This is a genomic window from Romboutsia timonensis (assembly GCF_900106845.1).
Lineage (GTDB): Bacteria > Bacillota > Clostridia > Peptostreptococcales > Peptostreptococcaceae > Romboutsia > Romboutsia timonensis.
In genome coordinates this window covers 615,294-638,165 of record NZ_LT629850.1, presented here as the reverse complement: position 1 = coordinate 638,165, position 22,872 = coordinate 615,294, and the positions used below count along the sequence as shown (strand labels likewise).

At 25.7% G+C, this 22,872-nt stretch carries 22 protein-coding genes; 9 read left to right on the top strand and 13 right to left on the bottom strand.

All coding sequences use genetic code 11. The features are described 5' to 3' along the window. Window positions 1–43 precede the first annotated feature (43 nt). Together BN7997_RS05675 and BN7997_RS05670 are read right to left on the bottom strand one after the other, a co-directional pair. Window positions 44–865 carry a hypothetical protein gene (locus BN7997_RS05675; protein ID WP_071119886.1) on the bottom strand — a complete coding sequence of 274 codons (822 nt, stop codon included), beginning with the start codon at window positions 863–865 and terminating at the stop codon, window positions 44–46. A gap of 28 nt (window positions 866–893) precedes the next feature. Continuing rightward, entirely contained in the window at window positions 894–1,580 is a 687-nt protein-coding gene (locus BN7997_RS05670; RefSeq protein ID WP_071119885.1) for a hypothetical protein, read from the bottom strand. 322 nt (window positions 1,581–1,902) lie between these two features. Between BN7997_RS05670 and BN7997_RS15200 the strand changes: the two genes are divergently transcribed. Further along, a protein-coding gene (locus tag BN7997_RS15200; protein WP_408638332.1) for an IS3 family transposase occupies window positions 1,903–3,233 on the top strand; the annotation gives its coding sequence in 2 pieces (ribosomal slippage) (window positions 1,903–2,296 and window positions 2,296–3,233; 1,332 coding nt in all). A gap of 61 nt (window positions 3,234–3,294) precedes the next feature. Here the strand turns inward: BN7997_RS15200 and BN7997_RS05655 are convergent. After that, entirely contained in the window at window positions 3,295–4,485 is a 1,191-nt protein-coding gene (locus BN7997_RS05655) for a pentapeptide repeat-containing protein (RefSeq protein WP_071119884.1), read from the bottom strand. Between the two features lie 276 nt (window positions 4,486–4,761). Here BN7997_RS05655 and BN7997_RS05650 point away from each other — a divergent pair, with 276 nt between their 5' ends. From BN7997_RS05650 to BN7997_RS05640, 3 genes are all read left to right on the top strand, one after another. Continuing rightward, the gene (locus tag BN7997_RS05650; protein WP_071119883.1) at window positions 4,762–5,748 is read left to right on the top strand and encodes a lipoate--protein ligase; all 987 of its coding nucleotides are present in this window, start codon (window positions 4,762–4,764) and stop codon (window positions 5,746–5,748) included. A gap of 149 nt (window positions 5,749–5,897) precedes the next feature. Then, window positions 5,898–6,593, top strand: a complete 696-nt coding sequence (locus BN7997_RS05645) for a superoxide dismutase (protein ID WP_083335017.1) — start codon at window positions 5,898–5,900, stop codon at window positions 6,591–6,593. Window positions 6,594–6,668: 75 nt separating this feature from the next. Then, on the top strand, window positions 6,669–7,205 hold the full coding sequence (locus tag BN7997_RS05640; RefSeq protein WP_071119882.1) for a metal-dependent hydrolase: 537 nt from the start codon (window positions 6,669–6,671) through the stop codon (window positions 7,203–7,205). Window positions 7,206–7,223: 18 nt separating this feature from the next. Here the strand turns inward: BN7997_RS05640 and BN7997_RS05635 are convergent, their stop codons facing one another. Both BN7997_RS05635 and BN7997_RS05630 read right to left on the bottom strand, forming a co-directional pair. Then, window positions 7,224–7,793, bottom strand: a complete 570-nt coding sequence (locus BN7997_RS05635) for a TVP38/TMEM64 family protein (protein WP_071119881.1) — start codon at window positions 7,791–7,793, stop codon at window positions 7,224–7,226. 204 nt (window positions 7,794–7,997) lie between these two features. Continuing rightward, window positions 7,998–8,906 carry a mechanosensitive ion channel family protein gene (locus tag BN7997_RS05630; protein ID WP_143023173.1) on the bottom strand — a complete coding sequence of 303 codons (909 nt, stop codon included), beginning with the start codon at window positions 8,904–8,906 and terminating at the stop codon, window positions 7,998–8,000. A gap of 277 nt (window positions 8,907–9,183) precedes the next feature. On the opposite strand from BN7997_RS05630, the gene BN7997_RS05625 reads away from it, so the two are divergent. The 4 genes from BN7997_RS05625 to BN7997_RS05610 all read left to right on the top strand — a co-directional run bounded on the left by BN7997_RS05625 (window position 9,184) and on the right by BN7997_RS05610 (window position 14,312). Continuing rightward, window positions 9,184–10,320 (top strand): ABC transporter ATP-binding protein, encoded by a 1,137-nt coding sequence (locus BN7997_RS05625; protein ID WP_071119880.1) that lies wholly within the window; start codon window positions 9,184–9,186, stop codon window positions 10,318–10,320. A 138-nt stretch (window positions 10,321–10,458) separates the two neighbouring features. Continuing rightward, window positions 10,459–11,235 (top strand): PucR family transcriptional regulator, encoded by a 777-nt coding sequence (locus tag BN7997_RS05620; protein WP_071119879.1) that lies wholly within the window; start codon window positions 10,459–10,461, stop codon window positions 11,233–11,235. 96 nt (window positions 11,236–11,331) lie between these two features. Beyond that, window positions 11,332–11,910: a manganese efflux pump MntP gene (locus BN7997_RS05615; protein WP_071119878.1), complete on the top strand. Its 579-nt coding sequence runs from the start codon at window positions 11,332–11,334 to the stop codon at window positions 11,908–11,910. A gap of 254 nt (window positions 11,911–12,164) precedes the next feature. Further along, a complete protein-coding gene (locus tag BN7997_RS05610; RefSeq protein ID WP_071119877.1) occupies window positions 12,165–14,312 on the top strand; it encodes a YhgE/Pip domain-containing protein in 2,148 nt (715 codons plus the stop codon). Window positions 14,313–14,503: 191 nt separating this feature from the next. On the opposite strand, the gene BN7997_RS05605 is transcribed toward BN7997_RS05610, so the two are convergent. Next, entirely contained in the window at window positions 14,504–14,911 is a 408-nt protein-coding gene (locus tag BN7997_RS05605; protein WP_071119876.1) for a hypothetical protein, read from the bottom strand. Between the two features lie 144 nt (window positions 14,912–15,055). On the opposite strand from BN7997_RS05605, the gene BN7997_RS15875 reads away from it, so the two are divergent. Then, window positions 15,056–15,211, top strand: a complete 156-nt coding sequence (locus tag BN7997_RS15875) for a hypothetical protein (RefSeq protein WP_207645581.1) — start codon at window positions 15,056–15,058, stop codon at window positions 15,209–15,211. A 196-nt stretch (window positions 15,212–15,407) separates the two neighbouring features. Here BN7997_RS15875 and BN7997_RS05600 read toward each other — a convergent pair whose 3' ends face one another. The 7 genes from BN7997_RS05600 to folE all read right to left on the bottom strand — a co-directional run bounded on the left by BN7997_RS05600 (window position 15,408) and on the right by folE (window position 22,865). Continuing rightward, complete coding sequence (locus BN7997_RS05600) at window positions 15,408–16,505, bottom strand: Nif3-like dinuclear metal center hexameric protein (protein ID WP_071119875.1); 1,098 nt, start codon at window positions 16,503–16,505, stop codon at window positions 15,408–15,410. A gap of 16 nt (window positions 16,506–16,521) precedes the next feature. Beyond that, window positions 16,522–17,211, bottom strand: a complete 690-nt coding sequence (locus BN7997_RS05595) for a tRNA (adenine(22)-N(1))-methyltransferase (protein WP_071119874.1) — start codon at window positions 17,209–17,211, stop codon at window positions 16,522–16,524. A 242-nt stretch (window positions 17,212–17,453) separates the two neighbouring features. Beyond that, window positions 17,454–18,602 carry an RNA polymerase sigma factor RpoD gene (gene rpoD / locus BN7997_RS05590; protein ID WP_071119873.1) on the bottom strand — a complete coding sequence of 383 codons (1,149 nt, stop codon included), beginning with the start codon at window positions 18,600–18,602 and terminating at the stop codon, window positions 17,454–17,456. Between the two features lie 17 nt (window positions 18,603–18,619). After that, on the bottom strand, window positions 18,620–20,434 hold the full coding sequence (gene dnaG, locus BN7997_RS05585; RefSeq protein WP_071119872.1) for a DNA primase: 1,815 nt from the start codon (window positions 20,432–20,434) through the stop codon (window positions 18,620–18,622). 238 nt (window positions 20,435–20,672) lie between these two features. Then, window positions 20,673–21,452 (bottom strand): 3-deoxy-7-phosphoheptulonate synthase, encoded by a 780-nt coding sequence (gene aroF / locus BN7997_RS05580; RefSeq protein WP_071119871.1) that lies wholly within the window; start codon window positions 21,450–21,452, stop codon window positions 20,673–20,675. Between the two features lie 28 nt (window positions 21,453–21,480). After that, complete coding sequence (folP, locus tag BN7997_RS05575; RefSeq protein WP_071119870.1) at window positions 21,481–22,272, bottom strand: dihydropteroate synthase; 792 nt, start codon at window positions 22,270–22,272, stop codon at window positions 21,481–21,483. 20 nt (window positions 22,273–22,292) lie between these two features. Then, window positions 22,293–22,865 carry a GTP cyclohydrolase I FolE gene (gene folE, locus BN7997_RS05570; protein WP_071119869.1) on the bottom strand — a complete coding sequence of 191 codons (573 nt, stop codon included), beginning with the start codon at window positions 22,863–22,865 and terminating at the stop codon, window positions 22,293–22,295. Window positions 22,866–22,872: the final 7 nt, after the last annotated feature.

Sequence of the window (22,872 nt, the reverse complement as noted above, 5' to 3'; positions counted from 1 at the left end):
ATATATGATTTATTCATATTCCCCTTGTTATATTAATTCAATACTAACCACTTATACTTGCTTTATGTAATTTAAGGTCTATATTTATGTTTGCTTTTTCTTTTATATCATCATAACTGTACCCTAGTAACTCAATACTTTTTGTATTGTCTAATGCCTTTATTTCCATCTTTATATCTTCTGATGGTTTTAATATATTATATAAACTTATACTATCTACCATAATATACGTTCCATCTTTATCTAGTTGTCCTATTTTTACAGTTATATTACCTAATTGCTTTTTAGATGTATTTTTTATATCCAATGCATAAGTATCTATTTCATTAGAATTTTTAACTTTGTATATTTCAGATGTTGTTAAAACTTCATATTCTTTACTATCTTTTAAATCCACACTACTTTTATTTATAACTACCGTATCATCTTTTAAATTAACCATAACTTCTTTATCTAAAGTATGATACTCATAGGATACTATATTTATTCCTTTAACTTCATCATCATTGAAAAAACTTATCTCTGATGATTCATTTGGATTTAAAGTTAAATCTAAAAACACTTGAGATTTTTCTACTATATTATCTTTATTATTTATTTCTTCATAAGTTATTAGTATATTGTATATGCTAATATCTGAAATATTTTTAATTACTTTAGATAATTTCAATTCATTATCACTATCATCACTATTATTTTCTACATCTTTTATTGATAATACTTTTGCATTTTCATTATTTATATCTATAGTATAATCTAAATTTTCATCATCATAAATATCCTTCGATTTACAAGATGCCAACATTAATATGTTTACAATTAATAACATTGAAATAAATAATACTCTCTTAGGAAATTTATTCATAATGTAAACACCTCAATTCTTACTATATTTATAGTAAATTTTTATACTCTTTCATAAAGTCTTTTAAGGCTTGGGTAATTATCTCTTGTTTTGTAAATTTCGAATTACTGCACAATCTTTCAAAATCTTCCCAAGTCTTTTTATCTACTTTTATGCTCGTACTTTTTAATGTATCTATATTAGTATCTTCTATTTTTATATCTTTTTTATTTGTCTTTGCTTTAATTTTCATAGATTTTAGATCTTTGACTTCCATATACCAGTCATAAACTTCACATAGCTTATCTAAATCCTCTTGAGTTATATTTATCTTTCTATCATTTTTAGGAACTCCCCTTTTATTTTTTTTAGTTTCTACCTTATTATCTATTTTTATATTCTTTCTAGAATTACCTTCTTTACTCTCTACTTTTTTCTTTGTATCTTTTTCTTTTTTTATTTTCACTTCTTTATTTGCAGTGTTTTTATTCTCTTTAATTTTAGTAGATTTCTTTTTACTAGAGTTTTTACTTTGTTCAAATTCTATTTGTTTAAATTCACTAGATTCATCTTTAAGCTTATACTTACCATTATACATTTTATATCCATTTCTATTCAAAAATACTCTAAGAGTTGTTTTTGCTATTCCTAATTCTAAAGCTATATCTTCAAACTTCAAATCTTTATTTTGAAGTTCTATAAACTTTTTTATTCTTTCTTTATCTTTATCTTTCATGCACTCCTCCGTTGTCTAAAATCATAATATTAATATTTATTGTAACACAATATATATATTTATTCAAAAACTGGTATACTCAATCTCTATTTTATTACTATATTTGCATTTTAAATTCATTTTATAATCTTAAAGGTTGTAATAAGAGTTAAGTTTACCAAATAGTTATCAAAATATATTAATAAAAAAATTATAAAATAAATAAAAAGACAGGATAATATAAAATGTACCCTATAGAGTAGACAGCTAATAAAAAGGTCTACTCTATAGGGTATTTTTGTATATAATTAAATAAATAATAATTAGATCGGAGAAAATTTTAATGAGTAAAAAATTATTTACAGAAGAGGAAATAATAATATTAAAACAAAACAAATACGTTAAGAAAGTAACTTCAAAAGGTATTACTTATACAGATGAATTTAAAAGAATATTTATAGATGAAAATGGTAATGGTAAACTTCCTAGAATAATATTTGAAGAGTGTGGCTTCAATATCGATATTATAGGCATGCAAAGAGTTAAATCTTCTGCTAGCAGATGGCGTACGGCCTTTAAAAATGGCGGAGCTATAAAACTTACAGATACTCGCAAATACAATACTGGAAGACCTATTGAGAAAGATCTTTCAATAGAAGAAAAATACAAAAAACTAGAAGCTAAAATGAAGTTACTTCAAGCTGAAAATGAATTACTAAAAAAGTTAGACATGATAGAAAGGAGAGTGTTAAAGAAGAAGTAAGTTTATTTTCTTGTGAAAAATATGAGATTATTAAGTCTACAATAAAAAAATATAAACTTAAAAATATGATAAGTTATTTATGTAAAGTTGCAGGTGTATCACGTTCTGGGTATTATAAATACTTCTCATCAGAAAGCAAGGATTTAAGAAAATCAAGAGAAGATAAAGATATTTTATCAAAAGAAAATGTATTAAAAGCTTTTAACTTTAAAGGACGTAAAAAAGGTGCAAGACAAATAAAAATGGTTTTAAAAGATAGATTTAATATAATATATAATTTAAAGCGTATTAGGAGAATAATGAAAAAATATGGAATAGTTTGCCCGTATAGAAAAGCGAATCCTTACAGACGTATGATGAAAGCAAGTAAAGAGCATACTATTGTTTCTAATTTCATAAACAGAGAATTTAAGCAAGATATACCATATAAAGTGCTATTAACAGATATTACATATTTAAGTTATAAAAATGGAAAAAAAGCATACTTGTCTACAATAAAAGACTCCTCTACAAATGAAATATTAGCTCATTATGTCTCAGATAACCTACGGTTAGATATTGTTTTAAATACACTAGAAAAACTTAAGTCAAATGTGAATTTAAAACTCCATAGCGAAGCTATTTTACACTCAGATCAAGGTGTTCATTACACGAGTCCTAAATTTCAAAAGCAAGTACAGCAATTAGGTTTAAAACAATCTATGTCAAGGAGAGGCAATTGCTGGGACAATGCTCCACAAGAATCATTCTTTGGGCATTTTAAAGATGAAGTTATTCTTAGCAAATGTAGTACATTAGAAGAAGTGATAAAAGAAATAGATGATTATATGGATTACTATAATAATTATAGATATCAATGGAATTTAAGCAAGATGACTCCTGTTCAGTACAGAAATCATCTTGTTTCTTAGAAATACCTTTTTTTAAATTGTCCTTGACAAAGGGTACACTTTATAATTCCTATCTTTTTATTTATCTAATTACCTTCCTAACTAAAGTTCCTACTCCAACACCCATAAGAACTATACCTATTAACATTTCTAAATTGGCTACCAAATACCCAATTTCTGTAGGTTTTCCATTGTCAATTCCCACACCAGCAAACATTCCTACACTTAAATTAAGCGCTTCATTAAAATCTTTTATAAATTTACTTATGTTCCATGTATACATATTACTAAATGTATATAAGATAGTTCTACCGTCCGTATCTATACCTGTTATTAAATATAAAAATGAAAATATAATTATTATACCCAAAGCTGAAAATATACAAAAGAAAGGTCTTTCTCCATATCCACAAATAATCCAATCTAAATATGAACCTAACTTTGGCAATAACTTTAGTGATTTTCGTTCAATACATTTACCTAGGTAATAATATTCTCCAAAGTTACTCGTTAAAGTATTATCTTTAAATTTATCTGCAATACTTTCATATACTGTATATATTCCTTCATATTCTTGCTTATCTTTTACCCTTGGTTCAATTTTATCAAAGAATGTTTTTTCATCAAATTTGGTTAAAAACTTATCTTCAAAAGAAAAATTCACCATATATGTACTAAAAATTTTAAATCCCCTAAAATCAGAATCTACAACTTCAACCTTTTCAAATTCACAATTTGTTATTATACAATTTGAAGCATTAGTTAATTCTATGCTAGTATTTTGAAGTTTGCTATTTTCAAATATGGCATAAGATATATCGCTATTTAAAAATTTAGCATATATATTACAGTTATAAAAACTACAACCTAGATTATCTTTTCTATTTAAAGATGGTAGCTTTTCACTGTCTTCTTTAATAAATATACAGTTTTCAAAACTTACTCCACCTTCATCAAATTTACAACTATCAAATACACATCCTATAAATCTGCAATCTTTAAATTTTATATTTTTAAATGTACAATCTATAAACTTAGTACAAATAATATCTTCATTTGTTATTTCCTGAAAATCTTCTTCTCCTAACACTCCCTTTTTACCTATATTTTCATCAATTATCTTTTTAAAACTATATTTTAAATTAGGATAAAATCCAGTTAAACTATCTTTATGCTTTAATATAGATTTATATAAAATTTCATTGTTCTTTTTTCTTTCATCAAGTTGAAATTTGCCTTTAGCCTTCTCTTCCTTAAAATTAATGTAAGCCATACTTACCTCCTTTTATATTTATAGGCTTTAAGTCTAAACTTTATTAAAATACTAATATTTTCTATCTTATTGTTTATCATATTTAATTTAATATACTAATTTATATAGATTTCCATGATATTATACATTCAAATTAAAATAACTCATATGTATTCATTATTTTCTATTTATAAATATCTTATAACTATAAATTTTAAGTATATTGATAACTATATTATTCCCTGCTACTATTTACCTAATGATGTAAATTTATATACATTTTAAGGGAGAGATTTTATGTTACTAATTTATAATGAAAAAACTAATCCGTTTTTTAATTTGGCTATGGAAGAATATTTTCTTAAAAACTTCGATGAAGATATCTTTATACTTTGGAGAAATGAAAGTTCCGTAATAGTTGGTAAAAATCAAAATACATTATCTGAAATTAATCTAGATTATATTAAAGAAAACTCTATACCCGTTGTCAGAAGACAATCAGGAGGAGGAGCTGTATTTCACGACTTAGGTAATATAAACTTTACATTTATAGCAAGTAATAATGATAATTTCAGTGATTTCAAAAGATTTACTACTCCTATAATAGAACTTTTAAAAACATTGGATATAAATGCTAAATTTTCTGGAAGAAATGATTTGTTAATAGATGGATGTAAATTTTCAGGCAATGCTCAATATAACTACAAAAATAAAGTAATGCATCATGGTACATTGTTATTTTCATCTCAAATATCAGATATGTCAAATGCTTTAAAAGTTAAACCTATAAAATTTGAAGGAAAAAGCATTAAATCTGTAAAAGCTCGTGTAACTAATATAAGTGAACATTTAAAAGTTCCTATGGATATATTAGAATTTAAGGATTTAATAATAGATTACTTTTATAAAACAAATACTGATAATAAGTATTATACTTTAAGTGAGTTAGATATAAATAATATAAATAAATTAGTAGAAGAAAAATACAATACTTGGGATTGGAACTTTGGACATTCCCCAAAATACTCTCTTTATAATGAATTAAGGTATCCTGGAGGAAATGTAGAATTTAACTTAAATGTTGAAGGTGGAATTATAAAGGATATAAAATTCTTTGGGGATTTCTTTGGAAAATGTGATATTTCTCATATTGAGAACCTATTATTAAATACAAAACACGAAGAAGAAAGTTTAAAAACAATACTTAACTCTATAAATATAAATGATTATTTCCTAGGGGCTGATACTGATGTTTTAGTATCTGGAATAATGGGTGTTAAATAGTACTTGGAGTAGATTATTCTACTCCTTTTTATATGAAATATAATAAAATAATGTAAAATTGAAATAATTTAGATATATATACTATAAAATTTAACTTTATATAAATTTTTATCTTATTTTTAAGCATAATACTATATAGAGGTGGTTTTATGAAGAAAAAACTATTATCAGTAACATTATTTTTTTTATTTATAATTTTAGCTTCTTCAAATTCATTAAGCTTATCATCAGAATTTAAACCATTTGAATGTAAAGAACTAAATTATTCTTATGATGCATTAGAACCATATGTAGATAAAGAAACTATGATGTTACATTATAATAAACATTATAAAAATTATGTTGATAAACTAAATGATACTATAAAAAAATATCCTAAACTTTATTCTTGTAGCTTAACAGATTTACTAAGTAACTTAGATTGTCTTCCAGATAGTGCGTCGCAAATAATAAAAAACAACGGTGGAGGAATTTATAATCATGAGTTCTTTTTTAGCATAATGACTAATAGAAAAACATATCCTTCTAAAGAACTAAAAAAGGCTATCGATAGAGATTTTGGATCTTTTGATGAATTTAAAAAGGAATTTAAAGAAGCTTCATTAGATATTTTCGGTTCAGGATGGGTATGGCTTGTATCTGACAATAAAGGAAACTTATCTATAATAAAAACATCAAATCAGGATACACCTATAACACTAAACTTAATTCCAGTTATAGGAATAGATCTATGGGAACATGCTTATTATCTTAGATATCAAAATAATAGAGTAAATTATATAGATAATTGGTTTAATGTTGTTAATTGGGATAAAGCTCTTTCTAATTATAATAATTCTAAATAGTTGCAATTTGTAAAATTTTTATATTTACTATATAATGTAATAAATCATCATGTACTTAGCACCATAGGAGGATTAATGGTAAAGGAAACTCACACAAAGGGCGGATACTTATTAGCACTACTTGCACTGCCCTTTATTGACAATGAATATTTATCTAGTTATGAGCCTGTTTATAAATTTATTCTATTATTTATTTATATGTATTTTTCATATATAGGTTCAATAATTCCAGATATAGATATGCGTGGTTCTTGTGCAAGTAAAACCTTCCCAAAAGTATATAAATTATTCGGTTCTAGATTTCGTCACAGAAGTTTTACTCATAGTCTACTATTTCTATATTTACTATGTTATTTATCAAGTCTAATATTAAAGTATGCAGATAATAATATAGTTTTTATATCTTCATTTAGTGGTCTTATAATCGGATGTTTTTCTCATATGATATTAGATTTATTTACAAAGGAAGGTATAGAATTGCTTTACCCAATAGATATTAACTTTTCTTTAATGCCTATAAAGACTAATTCTAAAACAGAAAAACTAATATGCAAAGTATTAAGCTTTATAGTTATATTCTTACTAGGATATAGGTTTTATATATTAATATAGGACCTATATCCTTTATATTTAATTATTTTTATCTAATTTAGTATTAATACTATTTCCTACTTTCCAAGCTAAAAATACTAATAATATAAATAGTACTATTTTAATTGGATTTTTTATAAATCCTACTACATCACTTGCTGGATAACTTACGACTAAAAACATAATAAATTTTCCACATAACATTGCAGGAGCAAAATTCCTTATATCTTTTCCGCTTAATGCAGATGTTATTGTAACTAAAAAACCTGGTACAAATGGGCAACAATAAGCTATAAACAATACCTTAAATCCTTGTTTATATATCCAGTTTATAACTTTATTTATTTTTTCATTTTTAAATCTTTCCATATGTATGCTGTCTTTAAACTTTTTAGTTAATAAAAATAACAATATTGTTCCTAATCCTGATCCTATCCATGATAATATCATTCCATTTAAGAATCCAAAAAACATTGCATTCCCAGTTACTATTCCTATCAAAGGTAATGCTGGTATGAAACTTTCTACAAAACAACTCATTAAACCTATTAACATTGTCAAAATCCAATAATCTTGTACCATGTAGTATAAATTTTGAATATACTCCATTTGTATTTCTCCTTTTGATTTCTATTAATCCTAGTATACATTATTTACTTTAAATTTTGTTTTATTTTATCAAAAGTTAAAATAAATAATATTTTTATTTCATCACTTAATATATTAAAACTTTAATTTAAATATAACTTATTCAATTTAATGTTTTATATTTATAATAATCAGACTAGTGCATATATACACTAGTCTTTTCTATTACTTCTTATAAACTTCTTTTAAATGAAGATCCATTTGTGGATAAGGTATACTTATATTTTCTTTATCAAAAGTTATCTTGACTTCTTCTAATAAGTCATGATATATATTCCAATAATTTTCAGTATTACCCCATACTCTTACTACGAAATCTATAGAGCTTGCACTATGTGAACTTACACCTATAAATGGTTTTGGATCTTTTAAAATTAGCTTATGATTTTCAACTATTTTAGTTAATATATCTTTAACATGATGTATATCATTTTCATACCCAACGCTAAATATTAAATCTACTCTTCTAGTTGATTTTGCTGAATAGTTTATTAAACTTCCATTAGATAAACTTCCATTTGGTATTAATATTTGTTTATTATCAAACGTTGCTAATTGAGTGTAAAATAATCCTATTTGTTCTACAACACCACCATATGTTGATGTTTCAATATAGTCTCCTACTTTAAAAGGTCTAATAAATAATATTATAAATCCACCAGCAAAGTTAGATAAACTCCCTTGAAGAGCTAAACCTATTGCAACCCCAGCTGACGCTACTAATGCAGCAATACCAGATAATTGTATACCCCAATATCCTAATACTGGTAAAACAAGAATTACTTTAAGACTGACTGTTATAAGTGATTTTAAGAATTTACTAATGGTTATATCAACTTCTCTTTTCTCTAAAACATTCATAAAACGACCAACAAGCTTGTTAATTATTTTAAATCCTATTGATATTATTAATGCTCCTACAATAAGTTTAAATCCTGTAGTTGCTGCCCATTCTACTAGTTTTTCTATTAACGAACTCATTTTTATCTTGCTAAAGTCTAAGTTCCCTAACTGCTCAATCCCTTTTAATACGTCTTCAGTAGTTACATCTGTAGCTTTTTGCTCCAGAAACATACATATACCTCCATTTTATGTCATTTTTAGCTATTTTTATTTTTTTTTCTACTTTTATATTATATTACAACATAAAAAAAACTATGTCTAGTAAATTAAACTTATATATAAAAAATACCTATTGAGCATCTAAAAAAAATATTAATGAATACCTTTGTAAAATATATACAAAGTTTTTCGGTTAATATAAACATTACTAGGAAAACATTTCTCTGATAACATTTAATTGTAATTATTTTTAAATAAAAAATATTCAAGTATAAAGGGGAGATTTATTATGGCAGAGGTAATTTTAAAAAATATATGCAAGTCTTATGACAATGGATTTAATGCAGTAAAAAATGTAAATATAGATATAGAAGACAAAGAATTCGTAGTTTTAGTTGGCCCTTCTGGGTGTGGTAAGTCAACTACATTAAGAATGATAGCTGGACTTGAAGATATAAGTGATGGCGAATTATACATAGGAGATAAATTAGTAAATGATATAGATCCTAAAGATAGAGATATAGCAATGGTTTTCCAAAACTATGCTCTATATCCACACTTAAGTGTATACGATAATATGGCATTTGCTTTAAAACTTAGAAAGATGCCTAAAGATGAAATAGATAAAAAAGTTAAAGAAGCAGCTAAGATACTTGATTTAGGCCATCTATTAGATAGAAAGCCTAAGGCTTTATCTGGAGGACAAAGACAAAGGGTTGCTCTTGGGCGTGCTATAGTTAGAAATCCTAAGGTTTTCTTAATGGATGAACCTTTATCAAACTTAGATGCTAAACTTAGAACAGCAATGAGAACTGAAATAACTAAGTTACATAAATCACTTGGAACTACATTTATATATGTTACACATGACCAAGTAGAAGCTATGACTATGGCTGATAGAATAGTAGTTATGAAAGATGGTATTGTTCAACAAATAGATACTCCACAAGATATATACGATTCTCCAAACAACATATTCGTTGCAGGATTTATAGGAGCTCCTCAAATGAACTTCATAGATGTGAAATTAGTTGAAAAAGATGGAGAAATATATGCACAAAATGATGCTTTAAGTATAAAGTTAAATGCTGGAGACTGTGGAGCCTTAACATCTAATGGATATATAGGTAAAGAAGTTATTTTAGGTATAAGACCAGAAGATATTCATATAGAAGATATATTTGTTGATAACAGTTTAGATAGTACATTTGAAGCTAATGTTGAACTAGGAGAGCTTATGGGAGCTGAAATATATGCTTACTTAAAAGCTGGTAACCATAGTATCACTGCTAGATTTGATGGTAGATATAAGTTAAATATAGGAGATAAGTTAAAACTTGCTATGGATAAGCATAGAATCCATATATTTGATAAAGAAACTCAAGTAGCTATAAGAGATGAAAAAGTAAAAGAAACTTCAAAATAGTTTGAATTAATGTTATATTAAAAAGAGTAAGATGATTAATCATCTTACTCTTTTTAATGTAATCTAGATACTTTAAAATACTTAAATTACTAGCAATATAATCATAAAAAATTTCATAATTTTTCGAGGGGGTAAATTATGCAAAGCTTAATAGAGTTTTTTGAAAAAGAAACTAATAAAAAAATCAATATGTTTAAATATAATAACGAAAAGATCACTTCTAATCAAAATTTAATTGAATTTAATAATACAACTTATGTAATAGAATTTCTAAAAGATAGTATACTAAATCATGTAAACGGACATTGTTATTTGTTTAATCAACAAAATCTAGATTTTGATTCTTTAAAAAATATACTTAATAATTTATATGAAGATGTACAAATATACAATTATAATAATTATTTACTATTAATATCTGATGATATTCTAGATATAGACTGTTCTACTCCTACAATTATAGAATCTGAAACATATTCAAAAACTTATATTATATATTTAGAAAAAATAACTAACATTGATAATCTAGACTTTAAGATAAATATAACCAATGAATTAATTGATATAATAATTAATGATAGTAATACTAGTAAATTTATAACTTTAAATGATTTAATAATGTATAAAGTTACTTCTATTGCAAGTAATAATAAGCAAATTTCTTCATTAATAAAATATGATATTATAAAAAATATAGATAAAAATTTACTTACTACTGGTATTAATTTTATAGAAAATGATTTAAACATATCTAAAACTTCAAATATGTTGTTCTTACATAGAAATACGTTAATATATAGGTTAGAAAAAATAAAAGAATATCTTAATCTAGATTTAAAGAATTTTAAAGATGCATTTATATTTTACTTAAGTGTAAAATCATTTTTAAATTTTATGAACAATTATAACTCATAAGTTATATATAATTATTTTATTAAGTCATTAATTTTATACTTATAATACTCAACTTAATATATACTTATTTTAGGACATGTTTTAAGGAGGTTTTATATGGGAATTTTTAGTATATTATTAACGGGGTTTGCTCTTTCTATGGATGCATTTGCAGTATCTGTTACTAAAGGTATGACACTAAAAAAAATAAATTTATCAATAGCTACTAAAATTGCATTTTTATTTGGACTATTTCAAGCAGTTATGCCTCTTATTGGGTGGTTATTTGGCATGAACTTTGAGTTATACATAAGAAGTATAGATCATTGGATTGCAGTTTTTTTACTAAGCTTTCTAGGTATAAAAATGATAGTTGAGGCTATTAAAGATGATGATAATGATAACTCTACATATTTAGATAATAAAGAATTAATAATTTTATCTATTGCAACTAGCATTGATGCATTAGCAGTTGGAGTAACTTTTGCTTTTTTAAACATTGATATAATACCAATTTGTGTATCAATTGGAGTTATAACATTTTTAGTTTGCTTTATAGGAGTATTGATTGGTAAGAAAATTGGATCTGTATTCAAAAATTATGCTCAGATAATAGGTGGTATTATATTAATTCTAATAGGGCTAAATATATTAAATGAACATACTCAAATAATTTCAAATCTATTTATTTTTTAATAGGTAAGTAAACATTTTTTTACTTACCTATTTTATTTTATATTAATACTATAAAATTCTTTAAATTACATAAAATACAATTAAATAACTCAACTTTTTAAAAAGATTGATTCTCTTATAAAAATTTATATTTTTATTAATTTGTATTTTTTTGTCAAAAAAGATACCAAATTGTAACTTTACTATATTTAATTTTCCATTTATAATGAATATAGTTTGATTTCTAACTTTATTTTAACTTGGAGGTGATTTAAGTGAAAAATATTTTCAAGATATATAAAAATGACTTAAAAGATATTTTCACTAATAAGGTTTTATTAGTTATCATAATTGGCCTATGTATATTACCATCACTTTATGCATGGTTTAATATAAAAGCTTCATGGGATCCATACGGTAACACAGGAAATATTTCTGTTGCAGTTATAAATGAAGATTCTGGTGCAGAAATAATGAATAAAAAGGTAAATATGGGTGATGAACTAGTAAAAGAACTTAAAACTAATAAAGATTTAGGTTGGAAATTCGTAGATAGAAAAAAAGCCCTAGAAGGTGTAAATTCTGGTAAATATTATGCGTACATAGAAATACCTTCAAACTTTTCTGAGAATTTAACTTCTTTAGTTTCTAAAGATATAAAAAAAGGTACTATAATATATACAGTAAACGAAAAAATAAATGCTATAGCCCCTAAAATTACAAGTAAAGGAGCTACAACTATTCAAAATGAAGTAAACCAAACTGTTGTTAAAACAGTAAGTGAAGTGATTTTAAAGGCATTTAAGGAAGCAGGAATAGAAATTGAAAAACAATTACCTAAACTATCAACTTTAGAAAATAATTTAGTTGAAGTACAAGGTAAGTTTAAAGATATAGATAAAGTTGTTGATACTGCTGTTGATGCAACTGATAAAGTATCAGATATAATTAAAGACATACAAAATGATATGCCTCTTATAAAAGATACTATTACTAATTCTAAAAACTTATCGTCTGATATAAAAAGCTTTTTAAATGATTCAAAAACAGGATTAAGTCAACTTTCTCCTATTCTAAAAAATGATTTAGGATTAATATCAGAAATATCATCAAATGCTAAAAATGCAGTTTCAGATTTAATAGATGCTATAAATAAAGGTTCTGAATCAGCTCCTCAACTTATAGATAATTTATCTACTAAGTTATCAGACTTAGCATCTAGTACAAATACTTTAACTAAGTTTTTGGAAAAATTAAACAAACTTGTTCCTGGTAACCAGTTAAAAAGTGTAATAGATTCACTTAACAGTATAAGTGCTAAATTAGATACAGCAGTTAGCTCACTACAAACTATTAAAAACCAAGTGGCTAATGGAGAAAAACCACCTTTAACTAATTTAAATAACTTATTAAAAGTTATAGGTGATGTAAATACAATAACATCATCTATATTAAATAATTTTGATTCAAAAATACAAGGTCCTATAAGTAATATTATAGAAGATAGTTTTAAAGTTGCAGACAATATAATAGCAGTATTAGATAGTGCTGAAAAAAAATTACCAGCAGTTGAAGATATATTAAATACTACTTTATCTTTTAGTGGTAGTGCTGAAAAAGGTGCATCATTTATAAAAGAAAAGCTACCATATGCTAAATCTGTAGTAGATACCATTGTAGATTCTATGAAAAAAATAAATAATAGTAGTGAAGTAAATGAACTTATATCATTACTTAAGAGTGATGTTTTAAAACGTTCTGACTTCTTAAAACAACCTGTTGATTTAGTTGAAAATAGATTATATCCTATAAAAAATTATGGCTCAGCTATGGCACCATTTTATACAGTTTTATCTTTATGGGTAGGTATATTACTTTTAATGTCTTTACTATCTACAAATGTACATGGTGATTATAAACCAAATGAAGTCTATTTTGGTAGAGGACTTACATTCTTAACATTGACTATAATTCAGGCTCTTATCGTAAGTTTAGGTGATATATATTTCCTAAAAGTACAAGCAGTTAATATACCATTATTTATCCTAATATCAGTATTTACAAGTATAGTATTTACAGCTATTGTTTACTCTTTAGTTTCTATATTTGGAAATGTTGGAAAAGCAATAGGAGTTGTACTATTAGTTATACAAGTTGCAGGATCAGGAGGAACATTCCCTATACAAGTTACTCCACAATTTTTCCAAAATGTTTATCCACTATTACCATTCACATATGCAATATCTGCTATGCGTGAAGCAGTTGGTGGAATATATATGCCAAATTTAACAAAAGATATCTCTACTTTAGCAATATTTATTGTTGTATTTGTAATATTTACAGTATTCTTTAAAAAACCGATAAATAAAGTTACTGAAAAGATTCAAAATAGATTTAACGAAAGTGATTTAACTGGACATTAAAATACTAAAAGCTTAGTCAAAGTTTGACTAAGCTTTTTATTTTTATAGTCTTTATAAAAATATTCCACTACATTATAGTAATCTTGATAATTTTTTGGATGTTAACCCTAATCAAAATAAACCTTGTAAAGTATCTTTTATATTTTACAAGGTTTATTTTATCAATAAGAATAAAAAGGCTTTTAGCCTTTTTATTCTTCTATATCATCTTCATAGTTTTCATATTCTACACTTTTATATTCATCTGTATCTATCTTCATATTTTCTTTATCATCTTTTATAGAATTTATATGTTTCTCTATTTCTCCTGGTGATGCATCTTCACAGTTCTCATGACAAATTCTTCTAGAATTAAATTCTTCTACTTTTTCTTTTAATTCATCTTTTTCTAACTCATTTTCTAGATCATCAGAATCGTATTCTTCATACTCTAAATATTCTATCTCATCTTCTTTTCTACTTCTCATTTTCTTTATAGCTTTATACGAAATATATCCTCCAACTGTGGATACTGCTGCTATTCCTGTATAAAAAGCTATTTTTTTACTATTTTCTAACATTTCATTTTTGACTGTTCTTTTAACAAGATATTTTATCATAGCACTTCTCCTTCTTAAATGTCATATACTACACTAATAGTATTTGTATTATTAAAATAAAAATAATTATATTTTAAAATTTCATTTTTTTTACATCAAATTAAGAAAGAAGGTTTAATTTTTGATTCTATTTTATTTAATCCATTGTTAACTATAATAACCTTTATTATAACTGTAGCTATAGTTTTTTTATTAAATTATTTAAACGAAAAAATAGCAAGTCAAAAACTTAAAGACTACTATAACCTTGCAAAACAAATTGTTATGGCTATTGAGCAACTAAACTCTGAGTTACCATGAGAATATAAAAAAGAATTAGCAATATCTAAATTATCAGAGTTAGCTAATAATAAAATAATATCTGAACAGGCTAATACTTTAATTGAATCTGATGTATATGAAGTAAAGAAACTTTTACAAAAAAATAATATAACTAAATAACTATCGTAAAATAAATAAAAGTACCATAAATTATTTTTATGGCACTTTCATTTTATTATATTATTTTAAATGGATTTAAATTAACATTACTTTTTATAACTTCTATCCCTTCAATATCCTCTAAATAAATACTAATTGCATCTTTAAATATATCTTCTGTATCAAAATGTCCACAGTCAATTACATTCATTCCTATATCTAGTGCATCTTGAGCATCATGATATTTCATATCTCCAGTTATTAATACATCTGCACCGCTTCTCTTGGCTTTTTTGAACATATCTGCTCCAGATCCAGTAACTACTGCAACCTTATTTATTTTATCATTAAGATTACCAACAACTCTGATATGTTCCATATTAAGCTTTTCTTTTATACTATTGCATAATTCCTTTAAAGTTATACTATCTTGTAATTTGCTTATTCTTCCTAAACCTACAGAGTTTCCTTTATTCTCAAGTTTATATATATCATATGCAACTTCTTCATAAGGATGAGCTTTTATCATAGAACTTATTACCCCCCCTAACGTTTTGTTAGGTACTATAGTTTCTATTTTAACTTCTTCAACTAGCTCTACTTCTCCCAAACTTCCTATATAGGGATTAGCATTATCAAGTGGTTTAAAACTACCTATACCTTGAGAACTAAAACTACAGTGACTATAGTTACCTATATGACCTGCACCTGCATCAGATAATGCATTTTTAACTTTATCTACATGTGTATTAGGCACGTATACAGCTAATTTATATAAAGTTTCAGTATTAGTTACCTCTAATACTTTTGAATTTTCAAATCCCATTAACTTCATAAAATAATCGTTTAATCCATCATAGGCTATATCAAAATTTGTATGCATAGAATAAAGAGCTATATCATTTTTTATAAGTTTATGTATTAGCTTCCCTTTTAAATCCATGGTATTTATCTTGTTCATTTTTTTAAATATAAATGGATGATGAGTTATTATTAAATCTATGTTATTTTCTATAGCTTCATCTATAACTTTTTCATTTGCTTCAAGAACAACTAAAACCTTCTCTACATTCATATCAAAGTCTCCAACTAAAAGACCTACATTATCCCAATCATAAGCTAAGTTTAATGGATATTTAGACTCTATCTTTTTTATAATTGTTTTTAATAACATACTATACCCCTTTATTTTATTTTTTTAAATTTTCAAGTTTTGAAATTTTCTCAGTACTTATCTTTATTTTCTTTTCTATCTCTTCACCAGTTTTACCTTCTAATTTTTTAAGTATTGAATTATACATAAATATTTTTTTATCTATAAATTCATTTAATAATGGGTCTTTATTTTCTATAAGCTTTTTACCAACTTCATAGTATATTTCATCATCTACAACAGTATTTTTTGAAGTATACTTAGCTACTATTATTTCATATATTCTAAAGTCTTCTTTAACTAAAACTTCATCTAATATTTCATATCCATTATTTAAAAGATATTTTCTAAGTTCATCTTGAGCTTGCATAGGTTGAAGAATTAATTTATCTAAGTTATGAGCTACACTCTTTTTAGCTTCTAGTAACTCACTTATTAATATTCCTCCCATACCAGCTATTATTACTTCATCTACTTCATTTTCATTAAGTACTTCTATGCCAGAACCTAATCTTAAATCTACTTTATCAGTTAAATTATTATGTCTTACTTCACTTCTCGCATTTTCTAGAGGTCCTTTATTTACATCTGCAAGTATTGCAAAGTCAACATGTCCTTTATTTAATAAATATACAGGTATATATCCATGGTCCGTACCTATATCTGCTATTTTTTTACCTTTTGTAACTAAATCTGCTATTTTTAATAATCTATCTGTTAATTTCATATGTAATTTCCTTTCTTACTAAGCAATACTTCTTTATTCCAATTATAATAACAGTATTTATATTTTAAATTTGAAATACTACTATTATACAATCATTAATATCTAAAAAGTAATTTTAAATATCAATAAGTTGAGGAAAAATAATTAATTACTAGTATTAACTATATATATTGTATATATAATTTCCTATATGCTACAAAAATTCGCCCCAAAAGGCGAATTTTTGTATTTATATATTTATTCTAGTCTAAATAATCTCTAAGTTTTTTAGATCTACTTGGATGTCTTAATTTTCTTAAAGCTTTAGCTTCTATTTGTCTTATTCTTTCTCTTGTTACATCGAACTCTTTACCTACTTCTTCAAGAGTTCTAGCACGTCCATCTTCAAGACCAAATCTTAATTTTAATACTTTTTGCTCTCTTTCATTTAAAGAACCTAATACGTCTTCTATTTGTTCTTTTAATAATGAGTATGCCGCAGCTTCTGCTGGTGCTGGAGCATCGTCATCTGGTATAAAGTCTCCTAAATGACTATCCTCTTCTTCACCTATAGGTGTTTCAAGTGACACTGGGTCTTGAGCTATTTTCATTATTTCTCTTACTTTATCCTCTGTCATATCCATTTCTTTAGCTATTTCTTCAGGCTTTGGATCTCTTCCTAATTCTTGAAGTAGTTGTCTTGATACTCTTATTAATTTATTTATAGTTTCAACCATATGAACAGGAATTCTTATAGTTCTTGCTTGGTCTGCTATGGCACGAGTTATAGCTTGTCTTATCCACCATGTAGCATAAGTACTAAATTTGAATCCTTTTACATAATCAAACTTTTCAACTGCTTTTATAAGACCTAAGTTACCTTCTTGTATTAAATCTAAGAAAAGCATTCCACGCCCAACATATCTTTTAGCTATACTTACAACTAATCTTAAGTTTGCTTCTACTAATCTTTGTTTAGCTAATTCATCACCTTCATGCATTCTTCTAGCTAACTCTACTTCTTCATGTGGCTTTAATAAAGGTATTTTTCCTATTTCTTTTAGATACATTCTAACAGGGTCATCAATACTTATTCCCTTTGGAAGAGATAAATCTATTTCTTCTATTTCCATTGGTGTATCATCTTTTACTATACTTTCATCTAAGTCATCTAAATCTAAATCATCTTGTGCAAAATCTATATCAACTTTATCAGTTTTATTTTCTATAACTTCTATGCCTAAGTTACCTAATGTTTCATAAAGATTTTCTACTTGATCTTTATCTAACTCAGTTTCTGAAAAAGCTTCCATTATTTCAGCAAGAGTAAGAGATCCTTGTTTTTTACCTTTTTCAATTAAACCTTTAGCTGTCATTTTTTTCGATTCTTTTTTGTTTGATTTATTCTCCATATTTAGACCTCCTTCCATTATAACCTTTGTAATTGTCTTCTTAATTCAACTATTTTTAAAGCTATTTCCATAATTTTAGAATCTACCTCTTTCGCATCTTTAACGTCTTTATTCTTTTCAATATCTATTTGCTCTTTTAATAGCATATTAATTTTTTCATTAAGACTATTTTTCCTTATATTTTTAATTATCTCATCTATGTTCTTTATATTATTTAAATCAAGATTATCTAAAGATATACTTTCTAATCCTTTAATATATTCTTCGGATATGTTTAAACTTTTAATTTTGTCAATAGTTATTTTATCCAAATCTTTATTTTTAATTAACCAATTTACAATTTCTTTGCTATCTTTTTCTAAAAAGTCTTCTTCACTTATCTTTAATAATATTATTTCTCTATGTTTTTTACTATCTAACATTATTTTTATAAGATTTTCTTCTACCAGAAGTTTACCTTTTTCAATAGCTTTTGGTTTTTCAATTATCTTTTCTTCTTTCTTATATATATATTTATTATTTTTGTTGTTTTTATTTTGATTCCCGTTGTAATATTTACCATAGACTTCTTTCTTTATAGATTCAACACTTATATCGATTTGTTCACTTAAGTATTTAGTATAATAATCAACTTCTACCGGGCTTTTTATTTCTTTTATTATTTTTGATGCTTCTTTTGCAAATTTTACTCGTTCTTCATCTTTTTGTATGTTAAAGTTTCTTTTTAAATTGTCTATTTTATATTTTATATAATGAGTTGAATTTTGGATTTCTTTTTCAAATTCCAAAACTCCATATTTTCGTATAAATTCATCAGGATCTTTACACTCCTTTAAATTTAATACTTTAACATTAATATCTAACTTATTAAGTATTTCTATAGCTCTTAGGGTTGCTTTAATACCTGCTTCATCCGAATCATATGATATAATAACTGTATCTGCATATCTTTTTATCAAACTTCCTTGTCCATCAGTTAAGGCTGTTCCTAGAGTAGCTACTACATTTTTTATTCCATATTGATAAAGTGATATTAAGTCCATATATCCTTCTACTAATATCACACTTCTATCTTTTATCTCTTTTCTAGCAAAATTTAATCCATATAAATTTTGTCTTTTGTTGAATATTAGTGTATCTGGAGAATTTAGATACTTAGGTAAAGAGTCATCTAGTACTCTTCCACCAAATCCTATTACATTTCCCCTATAGTCAAATATAGGAAACATTACTCTATTTCTAAACTTGTCATAAATCTTTTTAGTCTCACTTTTATATCCAAATAAACCGCACTCTATTAAATCTTCATTTTTATATCCTATCGATATTAGATAATTCATAAGTGAGTTCCATGAATCTAGCGAATATCCTAAACCAAATTTTTTTATGATTTTATCATCTAATCCTCTTTTTCTTAGATATTCATATCCTGGATTTTTACTTTTTATAAGATTTGAAAAATAAAACCTTGCTGCTTCTACATGTATGTCTTGAAATTTTTTAGATTTTTCCATTCTTTCCTTTGTGGATTCATCTACATGAGTATTGATTTCTATCCCACATCTATTAGCTAATAATTTCACTGCATCCATAAAATCTAAGTTTTCAATTCTCATTACAAAATTTATAACATCTCCACCTTCACCACATCCAAAGCATTTATAAATTTGTTTTGATGTGTTTATGTAGAAAGATGGCGTTTTTTCACCATGGAAAGGACATAATCCTTTATAATTTGCCCCTGATGGTTTTATGTTTATATAGCTAGATATAACATTTGCTATATCACATCGACTTTTTATTTCTTCTATAATATCTTTTATATCATTCATATTATCACCTTCTGGTGTTTTTTTATCTTAACATATCTATTTTACATTATATTCTAAATTTGTCAAATGCTCATTATTCATAATTCGACTTTTTTTGGTAAATTCCTTCTTTTTTTTAAAAAAATATATTTTAAAATACTTAAATATTTTTATATATATAATTAAGTATTTACATTTTTTTTATTATTTAATACTTTTTTAGTCATAAAAAAAGAGGTAATTTACCTCTTTTTATGATTTATTTTATAGAATTTATTAAATCTTCAAATTCACTAAAATTAAGGGATTGCATACCATCTGATAGTGCATTTTCTGGTTCTGGATGTACTTCTACCATAATTCCATCAGCACCAACTGCAAATGCTCCTATAGACATCGGTTTTATTAAGTATCTAACACCAGTACCATGAGATGGATCAACTACTACAGGAAGTCCAGTTTCTTTTTGTATAATAGGTACTGCAGCTAAATCTAATGTATTTCTAGTATAATCATTATACGTTCTTATACCTCTTTCACACATTATAATTTTACTATTTCCTTCTACAGCTATATACTCAGCAGCACCTATCCATTCTCCTATAGTTGCCGACAGACCTCTTTTTAACATAACAGGCTTATCTTGTTTTCCAACTTCTGTTAATAAATTAAAGTTTTGCATATTTCTAGAACCTATTTGAATTATATCTGTAACCTCATATAATTTATCAAGCTCTCTTATATCCATTAACTCTGTTATAACAGCCATCCCCGTTTCTTTTTTTACTGCTTTTAATATTTCAAGACCTTCTTCTTTTAGTCCTTGAAAAGAATTTGGAGATGTTCTTGGCTTATATGCTCCACCTCTTAGGATATTTGCACCTTTACTTTTTACAAACTCTGCAGTTTTAAGTAATTGGTCATAACTTTCAATAGCGCAAGGTCCTGCTATTATAATTTTATCTTCTTTTACAGTTAACTTTTTATTATCTGTAGTAATTTCTATTTTTAAGTTTCTATCAAATAGGTTTTTTTTCATCACCTATATACTCCTTTACTAGTTCTTGCTATCCTCTATATATAGCATCAGCCATCTTAGCTGCTCTTAAATTTTTCTCTACGTCATGAACTCTTACTATATCTACCCCATCTCTTATTCCTAAAACAGTAGTTGCTATAGTTCCTTCTACTCTTTCTTGTGGAGGTAGATCTAGCGTATTTCCTATTACTGATTTTCTAGATGTGCCAAGAAGTATAGGATATCCTAACGTTTTTAACTCACCTAACCTTTTTAATACTTCTAGGTTTTGTTCATAAGTTTTTCCAAATCCTATACCTGGGTCTAAAACAATTTTATTTTTATCTATTCCAGCTTCTATAGCTATATTTATACTTTCTAGTAAGAATTCTTTTATAGATTCCATTATATCCTTATCATACTCAGTATCATCTTGATTATGCATTATACAAACATAAGCATTGTGCTTTGCTATTACACTTGCCATATCTTTATCTTTTGTAAGACCCCACACATCATTTATCATTTCTACACCTAATTTTAAACTTTCATCTGCAACTTTCGCTTTATAAGTATCTACAGATATAGGTGTATCTAACTCTTCTTTAAGCTTTTTTATAACAGGTATTACTCTTCTTAATTCTTCATCTGCATCTACATAGCTATGTCCTGGTCTTGTTGATTCTCCACCTAAATCTATTATATCTGCGCCTTCTTCAACCATTTTAATAGCATGCTTTAAAGCTTCATCTATGCTATTAAATTTACCTCCATCAGAAAAACTATCAGGAGTAACATTTAATATTCCCATTATATAAGTTCTTTTATTATAATCAAACATATTGTATATCTCCTATTTTATTATTTCATAGTTATTAAACTCATAGCTTCAGCCCTTGCAGCTATATCTTTTTCAAATATACCTCTAACTGCTGACGTTATAGTTTTTGATCCAGGCTTTTTAACCCCTCTCATAGTCATACACATATGTTCTGCTTCAACAACAACTATAACTCCATATGGATTAAGTTCTTCCATTATTATATCTGCTGCATATTTAGTTATTCTTTCTTGTAGTTGTGGCCTTTTAGCTAAAGTTTCTATTACTCTAGCAAGTTTTGAAAGACCAGTAAGCCTTCCTTCTTTTGGTAAATAAGCTATATGTGCTTTTCCAAAGAATGGAACTAAATGATGCTCACAACATGAATAAAATGGAACATCTCTTACTAAAACTAACTCTTCATGTTCTTCATCTTGGAATATTACTTTTAAATGTTCTCTAGGATCTTGATGAATACCTGAATATATTTCTTCATACATTCTAGCTACTCTATCTGGTGTATCTAATAATCCTTCTCTATCTGGATCTTCTCCTATTGCTTCTAATATATCTCTAACTGCTCTTTTTATTTTATCTTTATCTACATTGCTCATTTAGTTA